A 22,908-nucleotide genomic window follows, 5' to 3' on the forward strand; every position below is an offset into this window, starting at 1 on the left:
TTCCGACCCCTTACAGCTTCATCAGGCTGGCGTCGTCGACCGAGGCCGAGTGGCGGGCGCGGAACAGGGACACGATGATCGCGAGCCCGACCACGACCTCCGCGGCGGCGACGACCATCGTGAAGAAGGCGATGATCTGGCCGTCGAGGTTGCCGTGCATCCGGGAGAAGGCGACGAACGCGAGGTTGCAGGCGTTGAGCATGAGCTCGATGCACATGAACACGACGATCGCGTTGCGCCGGATCAGCACGCCGGTGGCACCGATCGTGAACAGCAGGGCCGCGAGATAGAGGTAGTTGACCGGGTTCACTTCGATGCCTCCTCGGGCCGCTTGAACGTGGTCGGCTCGATGGCCTTCCGCTCCAGGCGCTCCTCGGCACGCTGCTCCAGGGCCCGCAGGTCGTTGAGCGCCTCCTGCGACACGTCCCGGATCTGGCCGCGCTCCCGGAGCGTCTTGCTGACGGTGAGGTCGGAGGGCGTGCCGTCGGGCAGCAGGCCCGCGATGTCGACCGCGTTGTGCCGGGCGTACACACCAGGGGCCGGCAGGGGCGGCAGTTGCTTGCCCTCGCGGACCCGCTCCTCGGAGAGTTCGCGCTGCGTCTTGGCCCGCTCGGTGCGCTCGCGGTGCGTGAGCACCATGGCGCCGACGGCGGCCGTGATGAGCAGGGCGCCGGTGATCTCGAACGCGAAGACGTACTTGGTGAACAGGAGGGCGGCGATGCCCTCCACGTTGCCCCCGGCGTTCGCCTGGCCGATGCCGTTGAACTCGCTGAGGGAGGCGTTGCCGATGCCGGCGATCAGCAGGACGCCGAAACCGAGCCCGCACAGCAGGGCCAGCCAGCGCTGGCCCTTGATGGTCTCCTTCAGGGAGTCCGCCGCGGTGACGCCGACGAGCATCACCACGAACAGGAACAGCATCATGATCGCGCCGGTGTAGACGACGATCTGGACGACGCCCAGGAAGTAGGCGCCGTTGGCGAGGTAGAACACCGCCAGGATGATCATGGTCCCGGCGAGGCAGAGCGCGCTGTGCACGGCTCTCTTCATGAGGATGGTGCACAGGGCGCCGATCACGGCGATCGTGCCGAGGATCCAGAACTGGACGGCCTCTCCGGTGGAGGTGGAGTAGGCGGCGAGCTGGGTGGTCATCGGCCGATCACCTCCTCCGACGCCGGTTCCGTCCCGCCGAAGGTCGAGTCGGCCTCCTGCACGACCTCGCCCTTGGAGTGGGCGACCTGCTGCTCGGTGCCGGGTGCCGCCTCCGTCACCAGGCCCCGGTAGTAGTCCTGTTCGTCCGTGCCCGGGTAGATGGCGTGGGGCGTGTCGACCATGCCCTCCTCCAGACCGGCGAGCAGCTGCTCCTTGGTGTAGATGAGGTTGGCCCGGCTGGAGTCGGCGAGCTCGAACTCGTTCGTCATCGTCAGCGCGCGCGTGGGGCACGCCTCGATGCACAGGCCGCACAGGATGCAGCGGGCGTAGTTGATCTGGTAGACGCGGCCGTACCGCTCGCCCGGCGAGTAGCGCTCCTCGTCGGTGTTGTCCGCGCCCTCCACGTAGATGGCGTCGGCGGGGCAGGCCCACGCGCACAGTTCGCAGCCGACGCACTTCTCCAGGCCGTCGGGATGGCGGTTGAGCTGGTGCCGTCCGTGGAAGCGCGGAGCCGTGGTCTTCTGCTGCTCCGGGTACTGCTCGGTCAGCCGCTTCTTGAACATGGCCTTGAAGGTCACGCCGAAGCCGGCCACCGGGTTCTGGAACCCGGGCTTGGTGTCCTTCGGTTCCTCAGCCATCGGACGCCTCCTTTCCATCCGTAGTTCCGCCCAGAGATTCGTCACTCTGAGTATCGGGCCCACCACTGACAATCAGCTCCCGCTCACGGCGCGAGGGCCGTCGCGGGACCGGTGGAAGTTCCTGCCCAGGCAAGGGCGGTACGGGGAATCCGCCCGCCATCGGGTCGAAGGCGGCCGGGGTCTCGGCCGGCTGCTCGGCCTCCTTCGCCTTCTCGCGGAACATGTCGACGACGAAGGAGAGCACCAGCAGGGCCAGCACGCCGCCGCCGACGTAGAGGGCGATGTCGGCGAAGTCGTAGCCCTCGTTCCGGAAGGCCCGCACGGTGGCGACGAGCATCAGCCAGACCAGCGAGACCGGGATGAGGACCTTCCAGCCGAGCTTCATCAGCTGGTCGTAGCGGACGCGGGGGAGCGTGCCGCGGATCCAGATGAACATGAACAGCAGCAGCTGGACCTTGACCGTGAACCAGAGCATCGGCCACCAGCCGTGGTTCGCGCCCTCCCAGAAGGTGCTGATCGGCCAGGGGGCCCGCCAGCCGCCGAGGAACAACGTCGTGGCGACGGCCGAGACGGTCACCATGTTGACGTACTCGGCGAGCATGAACATCGCGAACTTGATCGACGAGTACTCGGTGTTGAAGCCGCCGACCAGGTCGCCCTCGGACTCCGGCATGTCGAACGGGGCGCGGTTGGTCTCGCCCACCATCGTCACGATGTAGATGACGAAGGAGAGCGGCAGCAGCAGGATGTACCAGCGGTCGGTCTGCTGCTCGACGATCGCCGACGTCGACATCGACCCCGAGTAGAGGAACACGGAGGCGAAGGCGGCGCCCATCGCGATCTCGTACGAGATCATCTGCGCGCAGGAGCGCAGACCGCCCAGCAGCGGGTACGTGGATCCGGAGCTCCAGCCCGCCAGCACGATGCCGTAGATGCCGACGGAGGCGACCGCGAGGATGTAGAGCATCGCGATCGGCAGGTCGGTGAGCTGCATCGTGGTGCGCTGGCCGAAGATCGAGATCTCGTTGCCCGCCGGGCCGAAGGGGATCACCGCGATCGCCATGAAGGCCGGGATCGCCGCGACGATCGGCGCGAGGACGTACACCGCCTTGTCCGCGCGCTTGACGATGACGTCTTCCTTGAGCATCAGCTTGATGCCGTCGGCGAGCGACTGGAGCATGCCCCAGGGGCCGTGCCGGTTGGGGCCGATGCGCAGCTGCATCCAGGCGACGACCTTGCGCTCCATGACGATGGAGATCAGCACGGTCACCATCAGGAAGGCGAAGCAGAACACCGCCTTGATGACGACCAGCCACCACGGGTCGTGGCCGAACATCGAGAGGTCTTCAGCGGCGAAGTACGGGCTCATGCCTCCACCTCCTTGGGGGCCTCGCCGGCGAGCGTCGCCGGTCCGATGCGGACGAGGGAGCCGGGCCGCGCCCCGGTGTCGGAGGCGACGCCGCCGCCGGCGGAGTTCAGCGGGAGCCACACCACTCGGTCGGGCATCTCACTGATCTGGAGGGGGAGTTCGACGATTCCCTCGGGGCCGGTCACCGCGAGGAGGTCGCCCTCCTTGACGCCCGCCTCGGCGGCCGTCGCGGCCGACACACGCGCGCGTGCCGCGTGCCGGGTGCCGGCGAGTGCCTCGTCGCCCTGCTGGAGGACGCCCTGGTCGAGCAGCAGCCGGTGCCCGGCGAGCACGGCCTCCCCGGCGGCCGGACGGGGCAGGGCACTCGCCGTCTCCAGGGGTTCGGTGGCCCGCGGGCCGTCCCAGGCGCCGAGCCGGTCGATCTCCGCGCGTACGGTGCGCAGATCGGGCAGTCCGAGGTGGACGTCCATGGCGTCGGCCAGCATCTGCAGCACGCGCGCGTCGGTGGGCGCGAGGCGGCGGGGCATGTGGTCGGGCTTGAGCGCGGCCTCGAAGAAGCGGACCCGGCCTTCCCAGTTGAGGAAGGTGCCGGCCTTCTCGGCGACCGCGGCGACCGGCAGGACGACATCGGCCTTGCGGGTGATCTCGCTGGGCCGCAGTTCGAGCGAGACCACGAAGCCGGCCTCGTCGAGTGCCGCACGCGCGCGTGCCGGGTCGGGCAGGTCGGCGATCTCGACGCCCGCCACCAGCAGCGCCTGGAGTTCGCCGGTCGCGGCGGCCTCCACGATCTGGCCGGTGTCGCGGCCGTAGCGGTGCGGGAGACCGGCGACGCCCCAGACGCCCGCGACCTCGTCACGCGCGCGTGGGTCGGTGGCCGGGCGCCCGCCCGGCAGCAGCGACGGCAGCGCGCCCGCCTCGACGGCGCCGCGCTCCCCGGCCCGGCGCGGGATCCACGCCAGCCGGGCACCGGTCGCGGAGGCGGTGCGTACGGCGGCGGTCAGGCCGCCGGCCACCGCGGCCAGCCGCTCACCGACGACGATCACGGCGCCCTCGGCGCGCAGCGCCTCGGCGGCCGCCGCGCCGTCGCCCTCAAGGCCGGCGTTGCCCGCGAGCGCGTCCAGCCACTCGGTCTCGGTGCCGGGGGCGGCCGGCAGCAGCGTCCCGCCGGCCTTCTCCAGACCGCGCGTGGCGTGCGTGGCCAGCGAGAAGACCTTCTGCCCGTGCTTGCGCCAGGCCTTGCGCAGCCGCAGGAAGACGCCGGGCGCCTCCTCCTCCGCCTCGAAACCGACCAGCAGGACGGCCGGTGCCTTCTCCAGCGCGGTGTACGTGACACCCGTACCGTCGAGGTCCCGGCCCCGCCCGGCGATCTGGGCGGCGAGGAAGTCGGCCTCCTCGCCGCTGTGCACGCGCGCGCGGAAGTCGATGTCGTTGGTGTCGAGCGCCACGCGCGCGAACTTGCTGTACGCGTAGGCGTCCTCGATGGTGAGCCGGCCGCCGGTCAGCACGCCGGTGCGGCCCCGGGAGGCCAGCAGCCCCTGGGCCGCGATCTGGAGCGCCTCCGGCCAGGAGGCCGGTTCCAGCTCACCCTCGGCGTTGCGCACCAGCGGCGTCTCCAGCCGGTCCCGCTGCTGCGCGTACCGGAATCCGAACCGCCCCTTGTCGCAGATCCACTCCTCGTTGACCTCGGGGTCCTCGGCGGCGAGCCGCCGCATGACCTTGCCGCGCCGGTGGTCGGTGCGCGTGGCGCAGCCGCCGGAGCAGTGCTCGCACACCGACGGGGACGAGACCAGGTCGAAGGGGCGGGAGCGGAATCGGTACGCCGCCGAGGTCAGCGCGCCGACCGGGCAGATCTGGATGGTGTTGCCGGAGAAGTACGACTCGAACGGGTCGCCCTCGCCGGTGCCGACCTGCTGGAGCGCGCCCCGCTCGACCAGCTCGATCATCGGGTCGCCCGCGACCTGGTTGGAGAACCGGGTGCAGCGTGCGCACAGCACGCACCGCTCGCGGTCGAGCAGCACCTGCGTGGAGATCGGGACGGGCTTCTCGTAGGTCCGCTTGCGGCCCTCGAAGCGGGACTCGGCGTCACCGTGCGACATCGCCTGGTTCTGCAGCGGGCACTCACCGCCCTTGTCGCAGACCGGGCAGTCCAGCGGGTGGTTGATGAGCAGGAGCTCCATCACACCCTTCTGGGCCTTCTCGGCGACCGGCGAGGTGAGGTGGGTCTTGACCACCATCCCGTCGGTGCAGGTGATGGTGCAGGACGCCATGGGCTTGCGCTGGCCCTCGACTTCGACGATGCACTGGCGGCAGGCGCCGGCCGGGTCGAGGAGGGGGTGGTCGCAGAACCGGGGGATCTCGATGCCGAGCTGTTCGGCGGCCCGGATGACCAGGGTGCCCTTGGGCACGCTGATCTCCACGCCGTCGATCGTCAGCGACACGAGGTCCTCCGGCGGGACCGCCGCCTCTCCCCCGCCTGAGGGAGAGCTGGTGGTCACGGTCATGCGTTCACCTCCGTGCGGTCGGCCCAGGCCGTCGACTTGGCCGGGTCGAAGGGGCAGCCCCGGCCCGTGATGTGCTGCTCGTACTCCTCGCGGAAGTACTTGAGCGAGGAGAAGATCGGCGAGGCGGCGCCGTCGCCGAGGGCGCAGAAGGACTTGCCGTTGATGTTGTCGGCGATGTCGTTCAGCTTGTCGAGGTCGGACATCCGTCCCTTGCCGGCCTCGATGTCGCGCAGCAGCTGCACGAGCCAGTACGTCCCTTCGCGGCAGGGCGTGCACTTGCCGCAGGACTCGTGGGCGTAGAACTCGGTCCAGCGCGTCACGGCCCGCACCACGCAGGTCGTCTCGTCGAAGCACTGGAGAGCTTTTGTGCCGAGCATGGAACCCGCGGCGCCCACTCCTTCGTAATCAAGGGGGACGTCGAGGTGCTCGTCGGTGAACATCGGGGTCGAGGAGCCGCCCGGCGTCCAGAACTTGAGGCGGTGCCCGGGGCGCATCCCGCCGCTCATGTCGAGGAGTTGGCGGAGCGTGATCCCGAGCGGCGCCTCGTACTGGCCGGGGCTGGCGACATGGCCGGACAGGGAGTAGAGCGTGAAGCCGGGCGACTTCTCACTCCCCATCGACCGGAACCATTCCTTGCCCCGATGCATGATCGCGGGAACCGACGCGATCGACTCGACGTTGTTCACCACAGTCGGGCACGCGTAGAGGCCCGCGACGGCAGGGAAGGGGGGACGGAGCCGCGGTTGACCCCGGCGGCCTTCGAGCGAGTCCAGCAGTGCGGTCTCCTCACCGCAGATGTACGCGCCCGCGCCCGCGTGCACGGTGATGTCGAGGTCGAGTCCGCTGCCCAGGATGTTCTCGCCGAGGAAGCCCGCCTCGTAGGCCTCGCGGACGGCCGAGTGCAACCGCCGCAGCACCGGGACGACTTCACCACGCAGATAGATGAAGGCGTGCGACGACCTGATGGCGTAGCACGCGATGATCATGCCCTCGATGAGGCTGTGCGGGTTCGCGAAGAGGAGCGGGATGTCCTTGCACGTCCCCGGCTCCGACTCGTCGGCGTTGACAACAAGATAGTGCGGCTTTCCGTCTCCCTGGGGAATGAACTGCCACTTCATCCCCGTCGGGAATCCCGCGCCGCCGCGCCCGCGCAGACCGGACTCCTTGACGTACGCGATCACGTCGTCCGGCGACATGGCGAGCGCCTTGCGCAGCCCTTCGTACCCGTCGTGCCGCCGGTACACGTCCAGCGTCCAGGACCTGTCCTCGTCCCAGAAGGCCGACAGCACCGGTGCGAGCAGCTTCTCGGGGCTCATGTCTTTCAGCTCGGGTGCCAAGGTCATCACTCCCCCTCCTCGGCGGTGGGCCCGGCCGGGTGGGCCGGGTCGGAGGCCGACGTGTCCTGCGGCGCGTCGTGCGAGCTCAAGTGCTCCGTCGGTGACGGCTCGTGCGGCTTGTCGTCCCGGGGCGCCTCGCCGCGCGGATGCACCACGCGCGCGGCAGCGGACTCGCCCTTGGCGAGCTTCAGGCCGACCAGGGAGGCGGGTCCCGCGCTGCCCCCGGACTCCACGGCCCCGTCCCGCTCGTCGGTGAAACCGGCCAGGACCCGGGCGGTCTCCTTGAAGGTGCACATCGGTGCCCCGCGCGTGGGGGTGACCGGCCGACCGGCGCGCAGGTCGTCGACGAGGCGTTTGGCGCTCGCCGGGGTCTGGTTGTCGAAGAACTCCCAGTTGACCATCACGACCGGCGCGAAGTCGCAGGCGGCGTTGCACTCGATGTGCTCCAGGGTGACCTTGCCGTCGCCGGTGGTCTCGCCGTTGCCGACGCCCAGGTGCTCCTGGAGCTCCTCGAAGATCGCGTCCCCGCCCATGACGGCGCACAGGGTGTTGGTGCACACCCCGACCTGGTAGTCACCGCTCGGCTTGCGCCGGTACATGGTGTAGAAGGTGGCGACCGCGGTGACCTCCGCCGTGGTGAGGCCGAGCATGTCCGCGCAGAACCGCATGCCCGTGCGCGTGACGTGGCCTTCCTCGGACTGCACGAGGTGCAGCAGCGGCAGGAGGGCGGACCGGGAGTCCGGGTAGCGGGCGATGATCTCGCGCGCGTCGGTCTCCAGGCGGGCCCGGACGTCGTCCGGGTAGGCGGGTGCGGGCAGTTCGGGCATGCCCAGGCTGACGCCCCGCTCGGAAGAAGAGGTGGTCACCGGTCGACGCCTCCCATCACGGGGTCGATGGACGCGACGGCGACGATGACGTCGGCGACCTGGCCGCCCTCGCACATCGCCGCCATGGCCTGCAGGTTGGTGAAGGACGGGTCGCGGAAGTGGACCCGGTAGGGGCGGGTGCCGCCGTCGGACACGACGTGCACTCCGAGTTCGCCCTTGGGCGACTCGACCGCCGCGTACGTCTGGCCCGGCGGGACACGGAAGCCCTCGGTGACCAGCTTGAAGTGGTGGATCAGGGCCTCCATGGAGGTGCCCATGATCTTCTTGATGTGGTCGAGGGAGTTGCCGAGCCCGTCGGGGCCCAGGGCGAGCTGGGCCGGCCAGGCGATCTTCTTGTCGGCGACCATGACCGGGCCGGGCTGGAGCCGGTCCAGGCACTGCTCGATGATCCTCAGCGACTGGCGCATCTCCTCCAGCCGGATCAGGAAGCGGCCGTAGGAGTCGCAGGTGTCCGCGGTCGGGATGTCGAAGTCGTACGTCTCGTAGCCGCAGTAGGGCTGCGCCTTGCGCAGGTCGTGGGGCAGGCCGGTGGAGCGCAGGATCGGGCCGGTGGCGCCGAGGGCCATGCAGCCGGCCAGGTCGAGGTAGCCGACGTCCTGCATGCGGGCCTTGAAGATGGGGTTCCCGGTGGCGAGCTTGTCGTACTCCGGGAGGTTCTTCTTCATCTTCTTCACGAACTCGCGGATCTGGTCCACCGCGCCGGGCGGCAGGTCCTGGGCGAGTCCGCCGGGGCGGATGTACGCGTGGTTCATCCGCAGACCGGTGATCAGCTCGTAGATATCGAGAATGAGTTCACGATCACGGAATCCGTAGATCATGATCGTGGTGGCGCCCAGCTCCATGCCGCCGGTGGCGATGCACACCAGGTGCGAGGAGAGCCGGTTCAGCTCCATCAGGAGCACGCGGATGATGGAGGCCCGGTCCGGGATCTGGTCCTCGATGCCGAGGAGCTTCTCGACGCCGAGGCAGTACGCCGTCTCGTTGAAGAACGGCGTCAGGTAGTCCATGCGCGTCACGAACGTGGTGCCCTGCGTCCACGTCCGGTACTCGAGGTTCTTCTCGATGCCGGTGTGCAGGTAGCCGATGCCGCAGCGGGCCTCGGTGACGGTCTCGCCGTCGATCTCCAGGATCAGGCGGAGAACGCCGTGCGTGGACGGGTGCTGCGGGCCCATGTTGACGACGATGCGCTCGTCGTCGGCGCGGGCCGCGGACTGGACGACCTCGTCCCAGTCGCCACCAGTGACCGTATATACGGTGCCCTCCGTGGTCTCCCGAGGAGAGGCGTGCGAAGTGCTCATGAGTACGACCTCCGCTGGTCCGGAGCCGGGATCTGGGCGCCCTTGTACTCGACGGGGATGCCGCCGAGGGGATAGTCCTTGCGCTGCGGAAAGCCCTGCCAGTCGTCCGGCATCATGATCCGCGTCAGGGCCGGGTGACCGTCGAAGACGATGCCGAAGAAGTCGTACGTCTCGCGCTCGTGCCAGTCGTTCGTCGGATAGACCGAGTACAGCGACGGGATGTGCGGGTCGCTGTCGGGGCAGCTGACCTCCAGGCGGATCAGCCTGTTGTGGGTGATCGAGCGCAGGTGGTAGACGGCGTGCAGCTCGCGGCCCTTGTCGCTCGGGTAGTGCACGCCGCTGACGCCGGTGCACAGCTCGAAGCGCAGGGCCGGGTCGTCGCGCAGCGTCTTGGCGACCCGGACCAGGTGCTCGCGCTCGATGTGGAAGGTCAGTTCGTCGCGGTCGACGACCGTCTTCTCGATGGCGTTGCCGGGGAGCAGTCCCTGCTCCTCCAGGGCGCCCTCCAGCTCGTCGGCGACCTCGTCGAACCAGCCGCCGTAGGGGCGGGCCGCCGGTCCCGGGAGGCGGACCGAGCGGACCAGGCCCCCGTAGCCGGAGGTGTCGCCGCCGTTGTTCGCGCCGAACATGCCGCGCTGGACGCGGATCTCCTCGCCGCCCTGGCCGCGCTGGCCCGGGAGGTTCGACGCGCTGAGGTCCTTCTCGGGGTTGACCCCGTTGTCGCTGACGTCGCTCACCGCAGCAGCCCCTTCATCTCGATCGTGGGCAGGGCCTTGAGCGCCGCCTCCTCCGCCTCGCGGGCCGCCTCCTCGGCGTTCACGCCGAGCTTGGAGCTCTGGATCTTCTGGTGGAGCTTGAGGATGGCGTCCAACAGCATCTCCGGCCGTGGCGGGCAGCCGGGGAGGTAGATGTCGACCGGCACGATGTGGTCGACGCCCTGGACGATCGCGTAGTTGTTGAACATGCCGCCCGAGGAGGCGCAGACCCCCATGGAGATCACCCACTTGGGGTTCGGCATCTGGTCGTAGACCTGCCGCAGCACCGGCGCCATCTTCTGGCTGACCCGGCCGGCGACGATCATCAGGTCCGCCTGGCGCGGCGAGCCGCGGAAGACCTCCATGCCGAAGCGCGCCAGGTCGTAGCGGCCGGCGCCGGTGGTCATCATCTCGATGGCGCAACAGGCGAGTCCGAACGTGGCGGGGAAGACGGACGACTTGCGCACCCAGCCCGCGGCCTGCTCGACGGTGGTCAGCAGGAAGCCGCTCGGCAGCTTTTCTTCGAGTCCCATGACGTGTGGCCCCTCAGTCCCATTCCAGGCCGCCGCGCCGCCATACGTACGCGTACGCGACGAAGACGGTGAGCACGAAGAGCAGCATCTCCACGAGCCCGAAGATCCCCAGGGCGTCGAAGGTGACGGCCCAGGGGTAGAGGAAGACGATCTCGATATCGAAAATGATGAAGAGCATCGCCGTCAGGTAGTACTTGATCGGGAAGCGCCCGCCGCCGGCCGGCGTGGGGGTCGGCTCGATGCCGCATTCGTAGGCCTCGAGCTTGGCCCGGTTGTACCGCTTTGGTCCGATCAACGTGGCCATGACCACGGAGAAGATCGCAAAGCCTGCCCCGAGGGCTCCCAGTACGAGGATGGGCGCATAAGCGTTCACCGCTCCTCGCTCCTCTCAGTCGGCACTGACTGCTGGCGGTCTGCATCGGGCTCACATCCGCCCCACCTGTCCCTCGAACCCCGCCCGCCCCGGCGAAGATCGGGAACATGTGAAGCAGGTCACAAGCCCAACCGCGTGCATCTTATGCCCGACGCTCTGTGATCTGCGACACGGGGTATTGCACAAGCTTTGTGATCTCCACCACCTGACGATCGATCATGAAGTCGGATGAGCGGTGATCTTCGCACCCGAAGCGTCCGAGTGATCACGAGAGGTGACATTTTGGCTCGTCAACGCAGGCCGGAGGGGGCGTCTCAATATCAAGAGAGTTCCCTTGCATGCAAATTGGCGAGGGAGTCGATCTCTTGATAGAGGCGCGTTCACACATCGGGGGGTGTGCGGAGCGAGGTGTGGACGCGTGCATCCGTTCACGATCTTCGCGAGGTCGTGATCCGGTCGTGATCTCCCGCGCCGGACGCGTCCGCCCCGGCAGCCGTTCCGTGACCTCCGTCACACACATGAGAGGCTCATGAGAACGGGGCTTGGCCAATCAACCCAACCGATGGTAGGTGCGGGGCAATTCGGGCGTATTGATCAAAGACCGTGATCACAGGCCGGTTACGGTGAGCCCGCAATGTCCGTTACGGCGTCAATAAAGGGGCTCGCGAGGGGATTTTGGGGGCCCGATTGAACAACTGTGGCGCAGCCCACGTTTCTTGAAGATATGAAGGAGCCCCTGGTACCGGTTGTTCCCATGTCCCACACCGCTCACATACGCAGCCACCGGAAGCCCCGCCGCAGCGCGACCTCTTCGATCGCCCTGCGTGCCGGAGTTGCCGGTGGCGTTCTCAGCATGGCAGCGGCGGGTGCGTCGGCCTCGGCGAACGCCGCCGAGCCGGTCACCCAGACCATTGAACTGCCCACCCTGACGGCCGATATGTCCGCTCAGGTCGCCCAGTCCGCCGCCGCCACCCAGCAGGCGGCCGCGAACTACGAACTGCGCGCCGAGCGTGACGCCGCCGCGGCCAAGGCCGCCGCGGAGGCCAAGAAGGACCTCGCCGAGGCCAAGAAGAAGGCGGAGGCCAAGAAGAAGGCCGCCGAGGCCGCCCGCAAGGCCGCCGCCGAGCGCGCCGCGCGCAGCGCCGAGCGCGCCACGCTCTCCACCTCCACCTCCACCTCCGCCTCCGCGTCCGCCTCCACGTCGGTGTCGGCGCCCTCCAGCGGCAGCGTCGCGACCGTCATCGCCTTCCTGAAGGCTCAGGTGGGCGACGCCTACGTCATGGGCGCCACCGGTCCCAACGCCTGGGACTGCTCCTCCCTCGTGCAGGCCGCGTACAAGCAGGTTGGTGTGGACCTGCCGCGCGTCTCGCAGGACCAGTCGATGGCCGGCACGGACGTCTCGCTGTCCAACCTCCAGGTCGGCGACATCCTCTACTGGGGTGGCAAGGGCTCCGCGTACCACGTGGGTGTCTACATCGGCGACGGCCAGTACCTGGACGCGGCCAACCCGTCCAAGGGCGTCGTCATCCAGGACCTGTCGGGCTACCCGGCGGATGGCGCCGTGCGCGTCCTCTGACCGCACGCATACGGGCTTGAGGGCCGCTGCCACTCGGGGGCAGCGGCCCTCCCGGCATGTCCGGAAGGAGCAGCGACGCGCCTGGCGGCCCCAGGAGGCCGCCGCGGCCCTCGCGAAGCCCCGGCCCCTGGGCACCGGCCCCGGCGGCTCTCCTGGTGGCCGTGAGAGGCGTCTGCGGGTGCGGCCGGATGGCGCCTGGGACCGCTGCGGCCGATCTGCTGTGATGACTGGCTGAGAGCAGGGAGGGGCGTCCGAGGCCGGACGCCCCTCCCTGCCCCCCAGCATCCTCATGCAGACAGGGAGAGACAGATGCCGAGCGTCTTCGTGCAAGGACGGCCCGTCGACTCGTACCCGAGGCTCGCGCCCGAGGCCCGGCGCGGGCAGGTCCGGCGGATCACCGAGGTCGGTGAGGAGGTCCTGCACAAGCCGTGCCGGGACGTCACCGAGTTCGGTCCGGACCTCGCCGCGCTGATCGACGACATGTTCCTGACGATGTACACCGCGGACGGTGCCGGACTCGCGGCGAACCAGGTCGGGGTCGACCTGCGGCTGTTCGTGTACGACTGCCCGGACGACGACGGGGTGCGGCACGTCGGGCACATCGTCAACCCGGTGCTGGAGCCGCTGGACGCCGCGCACCGCAGGCTGCTCGACGAGGGCGAGGGGTGCCTGTCGGTGCCGGGCGCCACGATGGACGTGCCGCGTCCGGACCGGGCCGTGGTGCGCGGGTACGACCGGGACGGCGAACCGCTCGTGATCGAGGGCACGGGCTACTTCGCCCGCTGTCTGGCGCACGAGACCGACCATGTGAACGGAAAGGTGTACCTGGACCGGCTGTCCGGGCGGGAACGCAAGGACGCGCTGCGGCAGATGGCGGACCGGCGCGAGGCGGTGTTCGCACGCCGGGCCGCCAACATCGCGGCGCTGAGCGGCTGACCGGCCGAGACCGACCGGCCGACAGACTGACCGGCCAGGAGACTGACCGGAGGGAGACTGCCCCGGGCCTTCGGTGCCGAAGGCCCGGGTGTCTGATCAGGCCTTCGGCGCCACCTTGCTCAGGCCGTTGATGATGCGGTCCATCGCGTCGCCGCCGGTCGGGTCGGTCAGATTCGCGAGGAGCTTCAGGGTGAACCTCATCAGCATCGGGTGCGTGAGACCGCGCTGGGCCGCGATCTGCATGACCTTCGGGTTGCCGATGAGCTTCACGAAGGCCCGGCCGAGCGTGTAGTAGCCGCCGTAGGTGTCCTTCAGGACGCGCGGGTAGCGCTGGAGGGCCATCTCACGGCCGGCCGGCGTCGCCCGCGCGTGCGCCTGCACGATGACGTCGGCGGCGAGCTGGCCGGACTCCATGGCGTAGGCGATGCCCTCGCCGTTGAAGGGGTTCACCAGGCCGCCGGCATCGCCCACCAGCAACAGCCCCTTGGTGTAGTGGGGCTGGCGGTTGAAGGCCATGGGGAGGGCGGCGCCGCGAATGGGCCCGGTCATGTTGTCGGCGGTGTAGCCCCAGTCCTCCGGCATGGACGCGCACCAGGCCTTCAGGACCTCGCGCCAGTCCAGCTCCTTGAAGGAGTCGGAGGTGTTGAGGACCCCGAGACCGACGTTGGACGTGCCGTCGCCCATGCCGAAGATCCAGCCGTAGCCGGGCAGGAGACGGTCCACGGGTCCGCGTCGGTCCCACAGTTCCAGCCAGGACTCCAGGTAGTCGTCCTCGTGGCGCGGGCTGGTGAAGTACGTCCGTACGGCCACGCCCATCGGGCGGTCCTCGCGGCGGTGCAGGCCCATCGCGAGGGACAGGCGCGTGGAGTTGCCGTCGGCGGCCACCACGAGCGGGGCGCGGAAGGTGACCTCGCGCTTCTCCTCGCCGAGCTTGGCGTGCACGCCGGTGATACGGCCCGTGCGGTCGTCCAGGATCGGCGCGCCCACGTTGCAGCGCTCGAAGAGCCGGGCGCCCGCCTTCTGGGCCTGCCGGGCGAGCTGCTCGTCGAAGTCGTCACGCTTGCGGACGAGGCCGTAGTCGGGGAAGGAGGCGAGATCCGGCCAGTCGAGCTGGAGCCGCACCCCGCCGCCGATGATGCGCAGTCCCTTGTTGCGCAGCCAGCCGGCTTCCTCCGAGATGTCGATGCCCATCGCCACCAGCTGCTTGACGGCGCGGGGGGTGAGGCCGTCGCCGCAGACCTTCTCGCGCGGGAACTCGGTCTTCTCCAGGAGCAGTACGTCGAGTCCGGCCTTGGCGAGGTGGTACGCGGTGGTGGAGCCGGCTGGCCCCGCGCCGACGACGATGACATCGGCGGTGTTTTCGGAGAGGGGCTCGGTCACGGCGGGATCTCCCCAAGGTTCGAATCTGCGTGCCGACCGGCACAGGACAGGGGCAGTCTATTCAGCGCTCTTGATCACCCCGCTGAAGGGCTGCCACGCCACCACTCGACCAGTGACGTTCCGTAGTCGAGTGTCACAGAAAGACACCTGTCGCTTCCGGCCTGTGCGGAGCGGGAGTTACCCTTCCTCTACTGCTGGGGGTGACATCTGTGTACATATCCCGCAAAACACCCGGAGTGTGTGTACCGCGTCTGGTGGGCCTGATGGCCGTGGACGCGCGGGAGACGGCCCGGGCACAGGGCCTGTTACTCACCGCACCGGACCGGCCCGACCTCACGCGCACCGTCGTCGACTACGTCGTACGCCAGTACCCGCAGCCCGGTGCCGAAGTGCCGCGGGACTCGATGGTCTACGTGTGGTTCGACTTCGGCCCCGGCGAGGGCGGCGGGGGCGTGCACGAGCCGCGGATCCCGAGGCCGCCCAAGGGCGGGCTCCAGCGCGAGCTGGACGAGCCCGGCGACCCGGACATGGCGCTCATTTCCCCGTAGGGCTCAGCTTCCCGTGGGGATCAGCTCCCCGTAGAGCTCAGCTCTCCTTGAAGCCCCGGTGCAGGGCGACGATGCCGCCGCTGAGGTTGCGCCAGGCCACCCGCGACCAGCCGGCCTTGCCCAGCCGCTCGGCCAGCGCGGGCTGGTCGGGCCAGGCCCGGATGGACTCGGCGAGGTAGACGTAGGCGTCGGGGCTGGAGGACACGGCCCGCGCCACCGGCGGCAGGGCGCGCATCAGGTACTCGGTGTAGACGGTGCGCAGCGGCGCCCAGGTGGGGTGCGAGAACTCGCAGATCACGACCCGCCCGCCGGGCCGGGTCACGCGGTACATCTCGCGCAGGGCGGCGTCCGTGTCCTGCACGTTGCGCAGCCCGAAGGAGATGGTGACGGCGTCGAAGGTGTCGTCCTTGAAGGGGAGCCGGGTCGCGTCCCCGGCGGTGTAGGGCAGCCAGGGCTGCCGCTGCTTGCCGACCCGGAGCATGCCCTGGGAGAAGTCGCACGGGACGACGTACGCGCCGGTCCGGGCGAAGGGCAGCGAGGACGTGCCGGTGCCCGCCGCCAGGTCGAGGACCTTCTGCGCGGGGCGCGCGTCGACCGCCTTGGCGACCTCCTTGCGCCATCGCCGGTCCTGGCCGAGGGACAGCACGTCGTTGGTCAGGTCGTACCGTTCCGCCACGTCGTCGAACATCGAGGCGACTTCGTGCGGCTGCTTGTCCAGGGATGCGCGGGTCACGGGCCCATTGTTGCAGTACGCCCGCCCGGGAGAAGGCCCGCCCGGGAGAAGGCGCGCCTTCGGCCGTGACACGGTGTTCCCCGCCTCGGGAGACGTTCGCCGCCGGGAAACGTACTGGGTGTGTGTACCCCTGAGGTCTCACGAGAACGGGAGCACGCGTCATGAGGAGTTACCGGAAGCCTGCGGCGGTCGGTCTGGGCTGTCTGATCGCCCTGGCCGCCACGGGGTGCTCCGAACAGGCCGAACCGGTCGAACCGGTCGAACCGGCCGACCGGGCCCGCCCGGCCCCCTCGGCGACAGCCGCCCCCGGCACCTCGCCCCCTGCCGGGGCCGGCACCGCCTACGCCCCGTACGTCAGCGCCACGGATGCCGCCGGCACCGACTCGGCCGGCTCCCCGACGACGTACAACCTGGCCTTCGTCCTGGCCGACGGCGACGACTGCGCCCCGCGCTGGGACGGCGGCCGCGCGATCGGCGACTCCGCGGTGAAGTCCCGGATAGCGCGGCTGAGGGAGAACGGCGGCCAGGTCCGGGTCTCCTTCGGCGGCGCCTCCGGCAAGGAACTGGCGGCCGTGTGCGACAGCGCGACGGAACTGGCGGCGGCGTACGGCACGGCCCTCGACGCGGCCGGTGCCACCCTGGCCGACTTCGACGTCGAGGGCGACGAACTGGCCGACTCCGCTTCCGTCGCCCTGCGTTCGAAGGCGATCGCGCTGCTCCAGAAGGAACGTACGGACCTGGAGGTCTCGTTCACGCTCCCGGTCATGCCCTCGGGCCTGGGCGAGGACAGCCTGGCGCTGCTCGGCTCCGCGAACGACAACGGCGTCCAGGTCGCCACGGTCAACCTGATGACGATGAACTACGGCACGTCGTTCGACGGCGACATGGGCGGCTACGCCCGCACGGCCGCCAGGGCAGCGCACACCCAGCTGAAGAAGGTCTTCGGCACCTCGGACACGGCGGCCTGGCAGGGCATGGCGCTCACCTCCATGATCGGCGTCAACGACGTCGACGGCGAGACCTTCACGCTCGCCGACGCGGCCGAGGTCCGGGCCTTCGCCGAGGAGAAGGGCATCGGGTGGGTGTCCATGTGGTCGGCCGCGCGGGACCGGCAGTGCGCGGACGGCTCGAAGCCGGACCGGCCGGCGACCGATTGCAGTGGCGTGCGGCAGAGTTCGGGGGCGTTCGCGGAAGCGTTCGCGGGCTGACGGATCACAGGGCTGATCAGCAAGGCCTGCCGATCAGCAAGGCCTGCTGATCAGCAAGGGGCGCTGATCAGCAGGGGGCGCTGATCAGCGCCGCCGGTGTACGAGCCGCCCCGCGCACACCGTCGCGACGCACTCCCCCGCGTCGTCGAAGACGGCGAGGTCGGCGCGGCCGGTCGGGACGATCGCGGTGCTGCGCGCACGCGGCAGGACGACGACGTCGTTGCGCTCGGCGGCGGACCGCAGTTCCGGCGAGTCGACGTACTCCTCCAGGACCGCGACCGCGCCGAGCTTCAGCACCTCGTGGACGCGTTCGCGCGGGCTCGGGGCGTCCGGCAGCGGGCCCTCGTGGACCCGGGCGGGGCCGAGGGTCCCGGGCCACCTGCGGACCCGGGCCCGGGGGAACGCCTCACGTACGTCGTCGAGCTTGCCGACGGCACCGATCCGGTCCCGTCCGACGGCCACGGCACCGCCCTTGACGGGCTCGGAGTCCCAGGTGACGCGGACGGCGTCGGCCGTGTGAATGGTTTCCAACTACCTCTCCGGCGCCGCTCAGTTGGAGGCGAGCAGCTTCAGCTCGGGGTGAGCCGTGCCGCCCTCGATGGCCGTGGACGAGATGTGCGAGACCACGCGGTCGTCGACGGGGTCGTTCGCCGGGTCGTCGTGCACGACGAGGTGCTCGTACGTGGTCGACCGCTGCGCGGGCACCCGCCCGGACTTGCGGATCAGGTCGATGATCTCCATCCGGTTGGACCGGTGCTTGGCGCCCGCGGAGGAGACGACGTTCTCCTCCAGCATGATCGAGCCGAGGTCGTCGGCGCCGTAGTGCAGGGAGAGCTGCCCGACCTCCTTGCCCGTGGTCAGCCACGAGCCCTGGATGTGGGCGATGTTGTCCATGAACAGCCGGGCGATCGCGATCATCCGCAGGTACTCGAAGAGGGTCGCCTGCGTGCGGCCCTTCAGGTGGTTGTTCTCCGGCTGGTAGGTGTACGGGATGAAGGCGCGGAAGCCGCCCGTGCGGTCCTGGACGTCCCGGATCATCCGCAGGTGCTCGATGCGCTCGGCGTTGGTCTCGCCGGTGCCCATCAGCATGGTGGAGGTGGATTCGACGCCCAGGTTGTGCGCGATCTCCATGATCTCCAGCCAGCGCTCGCCGGACTCCTTCAGCGGGGCGATGGCCTTGCGGGGCCGCTCGGGCAGCAGTTCGGCGCCGGCACCGGCGAAGGAGTCGAGCCCGGCGGCGTGGATGCGCCGGATGGCCTCCTCGACGCTCACCTTGGAGATCCGGGCCATGTGCTCGACCTCGGACGCCCCCAGGCTGTGGATGACCAGCTGCGGGAACTCCTTCTTGATGGCCGCGAAGTGTTTCTCGTAGTACTCGACGCCGTAGTCCGGGTGGTGTCCGCCCTGGAACATGATCTGGGTGCCGCCCAGCTCGACCGTCTCGGCGCACCGGCGCAGGATGTCGTCCAGGTCGCGGGTCCAGCCCTTGGCGGTGTCCTTGGGGGCGGCGTAGAAGGCGCAGAAGCGGCACGCCGTGACGCAGACGTTCGTGTAGTTGATGTTGCGCTCGATGATGTACGTCGCGATGTGCTCGGTGCCGGCGTACCTGCGGCGGCGTACGGCGTCGGCCGCGGCGCCCAGCGCGTGCAGCGGGGCGTCCCGGTACAGGGCGAGCGCCTCGTCGGGGGTGATCCGCCCACCGGCGGCAGCACGGTCGAGGATGGGCTGAAGGTCGGCCTTCTCGGTCACCGGGCGTCCCTTTCGTAAGGGTTGTGGACGGACCAGCCCAGCGTACGCCAGCCGTTCGGGCCGCTGGACGTCAGGCCGCGTAGGCGCCGGCCAGGAGTCCGAGGAGGGCGCCGGAGATCAGGAACGGCCCGAAGGGGATGGCCGTCTTGCGCCCGGCCCGCCGCGCGACCACGAGGGCACCGCCGTACAGCGCGCCCAGCAGGAACCCGGCGAAGGTGCCGAGCATCACCGTCGGCCAGCCGTACCAGCCGAGCACCGCCCCCGCGCCGAGGGCGAGCTTGACGTCGCCGAAGCCCATCCCCGCGGGGTTGATGAGGAACAGCACGAAGTAGCCGCCGCCCAGCGCGAGCGAGCCGAGCAGAGCGGTCGTCCACTGCCCCGCGTGCTCGGGCACGAGCGCGGTGAGGCCGAGCAGGACGAGCGCGGCCGCGGCGAAGGGGAGGGTGAGCGGGTCGGGCAGCCGCCGCACCCGGAAGTCGACGGCCGTCAGCAGCACCCCGACGGGCGCGAGCAGCAGCCAGACGCCGAGCTCGGGCCGGGTGCCGGTGGCGGCGGCGAGGGCGGCGCAGACGAGGGCGGTGACGATCACCAGGGGTGTCGTACGCGGCCCGTATCCGGCGTCGGCGCCGTCCCGTTCTGCGCCTTCCGCGCCCTCCACGCTCTCCGCGCACTCCGCACCCTCCGCGCCCCCCGCACCCTCCGCGCACTTCGGGCACGCGGCCCGTCCGAGCCAGCCCTCGAGGGCGTGCCCGCCGGGGCACCGCTCCCGCCACGGCTCCCCCGAGGGGGCCGAGAACCGGTAGGCCGCGCGCGGCAGGAACGCGCCCGCCGCCGCGCCCCACAGCGCGGCGGCGATGACCAGGACCCCGGTGTTCATCCCACCGCGGCGATCGCGTCGCGCCACGTCGGCAGCAGCTCGTCGAGCAGTGCCTCGGTACGCGGCGGCAGCCCGCGGGCCCCGCTGCGGCCGATGAGGTCGGTGGCGAGCGCGGTCAGCCGGGACGTGTCGCCGGTGGCGTGGGTGGCGCGCAGCAGCTCGTGCCACAGGCGCTCGTCGGCCGGGGCGGTGCGCAGGGCCGCGTTGAGGGCCTCGATGGCCTTCTCGGCGCGGTTCTTCTCCATGTGGAACTCGCACAGCGCGAGCCCGGTGTCCGCGACGAGCAGCGGCAGCTGGGCGTCGACGATCTCGTGGGTGAGCCACCGGTAGCGGCCCTCGGGCCGGTCGGCGAGCAGCGGCCCGCGCACCAGCACGAGCGCGTCGGTGAGCAGCCGCCCGCGCACGGCCCGGCTGCCGACGCCCTTGCCCTGCGTGGCCTCGTGGTAGAGGGACCGCAGCACGTCCAGGTCGGAGACGACGGACTTGGCGAGCGTGAGCCGGCCGCTGCCGTCGGTGCCGAGGCGCGGAGTGCCGTCGGGGTCGGCGCCGAGCCAGTCGCGCAGCCGGTCCAGCAGCGCGCCCCGCACGTCGTCGGTGACGCCGCGCGGCCACAGCGCGGAGGACAGCACGCGCGGGTGCACGCCCTCCCGGTGCAGGAGCAGCAGGGCGAGCGCCTCGTGCAGGAGGGCACTGCGCTCCCCGTCCGGGGTGTCGAGACCGATGATCTCGTACGGCCCGACGAGCCGGGCGTAGACGGCCGGCCGGCCCTGCTCGCTGATGTCGACGAGGAACGGCGGCCTGTTGGCCGGGCCGCCCTCGGGCCGGTTCTCCGGGTCCGCGTCGACGAACAGCTCGACGACGGCCTGCTGTTGGGCGGCGGGCAGCAGCTGGGCGTCCAGTTCGAGCCCGAGGAGGGGCGCGAGCAGCTTGCCCTGGCCGGTGATCTCCATCTCCCAGGCGGCGCCCGGCAGGTCGCCGGTCTCGGTGCCGACGAGGTAGCCGATGCCGAGCCGGCCGGCGTCGGCGGCGAGTTCGGCGAGCTTGACGGCGTCCTCGGCGGACGGCTGGGCGGCGAGCAGGACCAGGTGCGGGGCCCAACGGGTGTGCTGGGCGGGCCCGGTGCGCCCGGTGAGGACGGAGTCGTGCCCGGCGGCGCCCAGCGCTCCGCGCCGCTGCCGCGTCTCGGCCTCCATGGTCTCGACGAGCGCCTCGACGTCCTCGAGGTGCCGGATCCGGTTCGGGGCGAGAGGCGTCAGGTCCTGCCCGAAGCCGACGAGCGTGATGGTCATGCGGTCGGACCAGCCGTTGGTCGCCAACTCGGCGGCGACGGACGCGAAGACGGCGGCCCGGTCGGCCTCCCGGCCGCTCAGCGACACGATGCCGGGCACGGCCTCCAGGTTGAGCAGCAGCCGCGAGTCGTCCATGGTGCCGAGGCTGACGAGCCCCGGGTAGGGCGCGGCCGTGTCGACGTCCTCGTAGCGCTCGGCGTCCGTCCGGGCCAGCATCCAGAAGGTCTGGTCCTGCCCCTGCTGCCAGGGAGCGGGCGGCTTCCCGGCGGGCTGGGCGAGCTGGAGGTGCAGGTCGCCGTTGCTGAGCCAGGCGGCGTACACGACCGGCAGCGCGCGCGACTCCTCGGCGAGGGAGGCGGCGAGACCGCGCAGGCTCCGATCGAGCAGCCGCACGCCCTCGGGGTCGGCGCCGACGAGCAGCGCGTCCTGGACGTCCTGCGCGTCCCCGCTCGGCGTGGGCGGCTCCATACCGCGCCGCCCGCCGACGGCCCCGAACGCCGACTGCCACAGCGCCTGCCGGCGCCGCCGCCCCAGGGCGCCGAGGAGACCGGCGGCGAGGAGGGGTGCGGCGAGCAGCGCCTCGGGCAGACCGAAGGAGCTGCCGGACTCGGCGTCGACGCCGGTGGCCTGCTGGTGACCGGAGTCGGGGGCGGGCCGCTGCTGCTCGGGGACGGACACCTGGGTGGCGCCGCCACCGGCGTGCTCGTGCCCGCCGCCGCCCTGGGCACCGCTGCCCCCGCCTTGGGCGTGGTCCCCTGTCTGTGCGTAGTCGGCGATCTGCTGCTGCACGTCCGGCGACACGTTGGGAGCCTCGTCGGGCATCTCGACGAGCTCGCCGCCGCGCGCGTCGCCCGGCATCTCCATGATCCATCCGGGCCGGATGAGGCTGGCCTCGGAGAGCTTGGACCCGTCCGGCTGGATGCGGTCCTTGTTGAGGTCGAAGATCTCCTTGTAGCGGCGACCGTCACCGAGGTGCCGTTCCGCTATCTCCCACAGGGAGTCGTGGTGACGTCCCTCGGGCGGCTGGATCCGGTAGTACTTCGTGTCGCCCTGCTTGGCGGTGCTGCCTCCGGCGTCGGCGTGCGCGGCGGCGTGCGAGGCCTGCTCGGCGAGGGCGGCCGCGGTGTCGGCGGCCTGCTCCTGCTGCTGGGCGAAGAAACCCGGGGTCTGCTGGGCCGAGGCGACGGTCGGCTTCTGATGGGCGTCGTAGCCGCCCTGCCCGAGCTGCGACAGGCCTGGCGTGAAGCTGGCCGCGGTGGCGCCGACGAGCAGCAGCGCGGCGACGAGCTGCCGGGCGAGCAACTGACTGGGCCCGGCGCCGGGCACCCGCCCCGGCACCCCGACACCGGACAGCGCGGCCTTCATCTCCACCAGCACGCAGGCGGTGAACTGGGCCCACGCCAGCCACACCACGACGGTGAGGATGTTCAGGAACGTCTCGACGGTGATCTCTTGCTGAAGCCAGTCGAGGCTCGGCACCCCGCTCGGCAACGGCCACCCGATCTGCGTGGCCAGCGCGCCGGGCACGCCGACGAGGAGCACGGCCAGGGCGAGGAACGCGAAGAACGCCTTGACGAAGTCCCCGAACGACCGCCGCCGGATCCTCACCGGCTGCGGCGTCCGATTCCTCGGAGCCGTCGTTGGGGCCGTCGTTCCCGTCGTACTTCCCGTCGAGCTTGACGAGCTGGAGGTGCGGCGTCGCGGCATGGCGGGTGTCCTGGGGTCGTGTGTGAGTGCGGTGAGGCGAACTGTGGGCCGAGAGGTGTGCTGAG

21 protein-coding genes are annotated in these 22,908 nt (G+C 70.6%); 4 read left to right on the forward strand and 17 right to left on the reverse strand.

Features of this window, described 5'->3' with window-relative positions:
* Positions 1–10: 10 nt before the first annotated feature.
* The 11 genes from nuoK to ACZ3I3_RS07000 are packed head-to-tail and all read right to left on the reverse strand — an operon-like array spanning position 11 to position 10,840.
* Positions 11–310, reverse strand: a complete 300-nt coding sequence (nuoK, locus tag ACZ3I3_RS06950; RefSeq protein WP_003992252.1) for an NADH-quinone oxidoreductase subunit NuoK — start codon at positions 308–310, stop codon at positions 11–13.
* Complete coding sequence (locus tag ACZ3I3_RS06955) at positions 307–1,149, reverse strand: NADH-quinone oxidoreductase subunit J (protein ID WP_467363149.1); 843 nt, start codon at positions 1,147–1,149, stop codon at positions 307–309. The genes nuoK and ACZ3I3_RS06955 overlap by 4 nt, the downstream gene beginning before the upstream one ends.
* Positions 1,146–1,787 carry an NADH-quinone oxidoreductase subunit NuoI gene (gene nuoI, locus ACZ3I3_RS06960; protein WP_467363151.1) on the reverse strand — a complete coding sequence of 214 codons (642 nt, stop codon included), beginning with the start codon at positions 1,785–1,787 and terminating at the stop codon, positions 1,146–1,148. Before nuoI ends, ACZ3I3_RS06955 begins: the two co-directional genes overlap by 4 nt.
* Entirely contained in the window at positions 1,780–3,156 is a 1,377-nt protein-coding gene (gene nuoH / locus ACZ3I3_RS06965; protein WP_467363152.1) for an NADH-quinone oxidoreductase subunit NuoH, read from the reverse strand. The genes nuoI and nuoH overlap by 8 nt, the downstream gene beginning before the upstream one ends.
* Positions 3,153–5,657 (reverse strand): NADH-quinone oxidoreductase subunit G, encoded by a 2,505-nt coding sequence (locus ACZ3I3_RS06970; protein ID WP_467363154.1) that lies wholly within the window; start codon positions 5,655–5,657, stop codon positions 3,153–3,155. Before ACZ3I3_RS06970 ends, nuoH begins: the two co-directional genes overlap by 4 nt.
* Positions 5,654–7,000, reverse strand: coding sequence for an NADH-quinone oxidoreductase subunit NuoF (gene nuoF, locus ACZ3I3_RS06975; protein ID WP_466094763.1), 1,347 nt, complete (start codon positions 6,998–7,000; stop codon positions 5,654–5,656). The genes ACZ3I3_RS06970 and nuoF overlap by 4 nt, the downstream gene beginning before the upstream one ends.
* Entirely contained in the window at positions 7,000–7,860 is an 861-nt protein-coding gene (gene nuoE, locus ACZ3I3_RS06980) for an NADH-quinone oxidoreductase subunit NuoE (protein WP_467363155.1), read from the reverse strand. Before nuoE ends, nuoF begins: the two co-directional genes overlap by 1 nt.
* Positions 7,857–9,179, reverse strand: a complete 1,323-nt coding sequence (locus ACZ3I3_RS06985) for an NADH-quinone oxidoreductase subunit D (RefSeq protein WP_467363157.1) — start codon at positions 9,177–9,179, stop codon at positions 7,857–7,859. The genes nuoE and ACZ3I3_RS06985 overlap by 4 nt, the downstream gene beginning before the upstream one ends.
* Positions 9,176–9,916 carry an NADH-quinone oxidoreductase subunit C gene (locus ACZ3I3_RS06990; protein WP_467363159.1) on the reverse strand — a complete coding sequence of 247 codons (741 nt, stop codon included), beginning with the start codon at positions 9,914–9,916 and terminating at the stop codon, positions 9,176–9,178. The genes ACZ3I3_RS06985 and ACZ3I3_RS06990 overlap by 4 nt, the downstream gene beginning before the upstream one ends.
* Positions 9,913–10,467 (reverse strand): NuoB/complex I 20 kDa subunit family protein, encoded by a 555-nt coding sequence (locus tag ACZ3I3_RS06995; protein WP_031141109.1) that lies wholly within the window; start codon positions 10,465–10,467, stop codon positions 9,913–9,915. Before ACZ3I3_RS06995 ends, ACZ3I3_RS06990 begins: the two co-directional genes overlap by 4 nt.
* 13 nt (positions 10,468–10,480) lie before the next feature.
* Complete coding sequence (locus tag ACZ3I3_RS07000) at positions 10,481–10,840, reverse strand: NADH-quinone oxidoreductase subunit A (RefSeq protein ID WP_003974383.1); 360 nt, start codon at positions 10,838–10,840, stop codon at positions 10,481–10,483.
* A 724-nt stretch (positions 10,841–11,564) separates the two neighbouring features.
* Here ACZ3I3_RS07000 and ACZ3I3_RS07005 point away from each other — a divergent pair.
* A complete protein-coding gene (locus ACZ3I3_RS07005; RefSeq protein ID WP_467363161.1) occupies positions 11,565–12,416 on the forward strand; it encodes a C40 family peptidase in 852 nt (283 codons plus the stop codon).
* A gap of 309 nt (positions 12,417–12,725) precedes the next feature.
* On the forward strand, positions 12,726–13,352 hold the full coding sequence (gene def / locus ACZ3I3_RS07010) for a peptide deformylase (RefSeq protein ID WP_467363163.1): 627 nt from the start codon (positions 12,726–12,728) through the stop codon (positions 13,350–13,352).
* 96 nt (positions 13,353–13,448) lie between these two features.
* Here def and ACZ3I3_RS07015 read toward each other — a convergent pair whose 3' ends face one another.
* Positions 13,449–14,732 (reverse strand): geranylgeranyl reductase family protein, encoded by a 1,284-nt coding sequence (locus ACZ3I3_RS07015; RefSeq protein ID WP_467363164.1) that lies wholly within the window; start codon positions 14,730–14,732, stop codon positions 13,449–13,451.
* A gap of 236 nt (positions 14,733–14,968) precedes the next feature.
* Between ACZ3I3_RS07015 and ACZ3I3_RS07020 the strand changes: the two genes are divergently transcribed.
* Positions 14,969–15,280: a PASTA domain-containing protein gene (locus ACZ3I3_RS07020; protein ID WP_467363166.1), complete on the forward strand. Its 312-nt coding sequence runs from the start codon at positions 14,969–14,971 to the stop codon at positions 15,278–15,280.
* A 37-nt stretch (positions 15,281–15,317) separates the two neighbouring features.
* Here the strand turns inward: ACZ3I3_RS07020 and ACZ3I3_RS07025 are convergent, their stop codons facing one another.
* A complete protein-coding gene (locus ACZ3I3_RS07025; RefSeq protein WP_467363168.1) occupies positions 15,318–16,013 on the reverse strand; it encodes a demethylmenaquinone methyltransferase in 696 nt (231 codons plus the stop codon).
* 161 nt (positions 16,014–16,174) lie between these two features.
* On the opposite strand from ACZ3I3_RS07025, the gene ACZ3I3_RS07030 reads away from it, so the two are divergent.
* Positions 16,175–17,221 (forward strand): chitinase, encoded by a 1,047-nt coding sequence (locus tag ACZ3I3_RS07030; protein WP_467363170.1) that lies wholly within the window; start codon positions 16,175–16,177, stop codon positions 17,219–17,221.
* 84 nt (positions 17,222–17,305) lie between these two features.
* Here the strand turns inward: ACZ3I3_RS07030 and ACZ3I3_RS07035 are convergent, their stop codons facing one another.
* The 4 genes from ACZ3I3_RS07035 to ACZ3I3_RS07050 all read right to left on the reverse strand — a co-directional run bounded on the left by ACZ3I3_RS07035 (position 17,306) and on the right by ACZ3I3_RS07050 (position 22,843).
* On the reverse strand, positions 17,306–17,752 hold the full coding sequence (locus ACZ3I3_RS07035; RefSeq protein ID WP_467363171.1) for a hypothetical protein: 447 nt from the start codon (positions 17,750–17,752) through the stop codon (positions 17,306–17,308).
* Positions 17,753–17,770: 18 nt separating this feature from the next.
* Positions 17,771–18,970: a cyclic dehypoxanthinyl futalosine synthase gene (gene mqnC, locus ACZ3I3_RS07040; protein WP_467363173.1), complete on the reverse strand. Its 1,200-nt coding sequence runs from the start codon at positions 18,968–18,970 to the stop codon at positions 17,771–17,773.
* 70 nt (positions 18,971–19,040) lie between these two features.
* Entirely contained in the window at positions 19,041–19,847 is an 807-nt protein-coding gene (locus tag ACZ3I3_RS07045; RefSeq protein ID WP_467363175.1) for a prepilin peptidase, read from the reverse strand.
* On the reverse strand, positions 19,844–22,843 hold the full coding sequence (locus ACZ3I3_RS07050) for a BTAD domain-containing putative transcriptional regulator (RefSeq protein WP_467363177.1): 3,000 nt from the start codon (positions 22,841–22,843) through the stop codon (positions 19,844–19,846). The genes ACZ3I3_RS07045 and ACZ3I3_RS07050 overlap by 4 nt, the downstream gene beginning before the upstream one ends.
* Positions 22,844–22,908 lie beyond the last annotated feature (65 nt).

It is taken from the genome of Streptomyces sp. NPDC016851 (assembly GCF_055562795.1).

What these genes read in the sequence shown, in the direction of transcription:
- ACZ3I3_RS07045 (WP_467363175.1), bottom strand. Translation starts at nt 19,847, where the DNA reads ATGAACACCGGGGTCCTGGTCATCGCCGCCGCGCTGTGGGGCGCGGCG.
- ACZ3I3_RS07005 (WP_467363161.1), top strand. Translation starts at nt 11,565, where the DNA reads ATGAAGGAGCCCCTGGTACCGGTTGTTCCCATGTCCCACACCGCTCAC.
- ACZ3I3_RS06970 (WP_467363154.1), bottom strand. Translation starts at nt 5,657, where the DNA reads ATGACCGTGACCACCAGCTCTCCCTCAGGCGGGGGAGAGGCGGCGGTC.
- ACZ3I3_RS07050 (WP_467363177.1), bottom strand. Translation starts at nt 22,843, where the DNA reads ATGCCGCGACGCCGCACCTCCAGCTCGTCAAGCTCGACGGGAAGTACG.
- ACZ3I3_RS06955 (WP_467363149.1), bottom strand. Translation starts at nt 1,149, where the DNA reads ATGACCACCCAGCTCGCCGCCTACTCCACCTCCACCGGAGAGGCCGTC.
- ACZ3I3_RS06985 (WP_467363157.1), bottom strand. Translation starts at nt 9,179, where the DNA reads ATGAGCACTTCGCACGCCTCTCCTCGGGAGACCACGGAGGGCACCGTA.
- ACZ3I3_RS07030 (WP_467363170.1), top strand. Translation starts at nt 16,175, where the DNA reads ATGAGGAGTTACCGGAAGCCTGCGGCGGTCGGTCTGGGCTGTCTGATC.
- ACZ3I3_RS06995 (WP_031141109.1), bottom strand. Translation starts at nt 10,467, where the DNA reads ATGGGACTCGAAGAAAAGCTGCCGAGCGGCTTCCTGCTGACCACCGTC.
- def (WP_467363163.1), top strand. Translation starts at nt 12,726, where the DNA reads ATGCCGAGCGTCTTCGTGCAAGGACGGCCCGTCGACTCGTACCCGAGG.
- nuoF (WP_466094763.1), bottom strand. Translation starts at nt 7,000, where the DNA reads ATGACCTTGGCACCCGAGCTGAAAGACATGAGCCCCGAGAAGCTGCTC.
- nuoH (WP_467363152.1), bottom strand. Translation starts at nt 3,156, where the DNA reads ATGAGCCCGTACTTCGCCGCTGAAGACCTCTCGATGTTCGGCCACGAC.
- nuoI (WP_467363151.1), bottom strand. Translation starts at nt 1,787, where the DNA reads ATGGCTGAGGAACCGAAGGACACCAAGCCCGGGTTCCAGAACCCGGTG.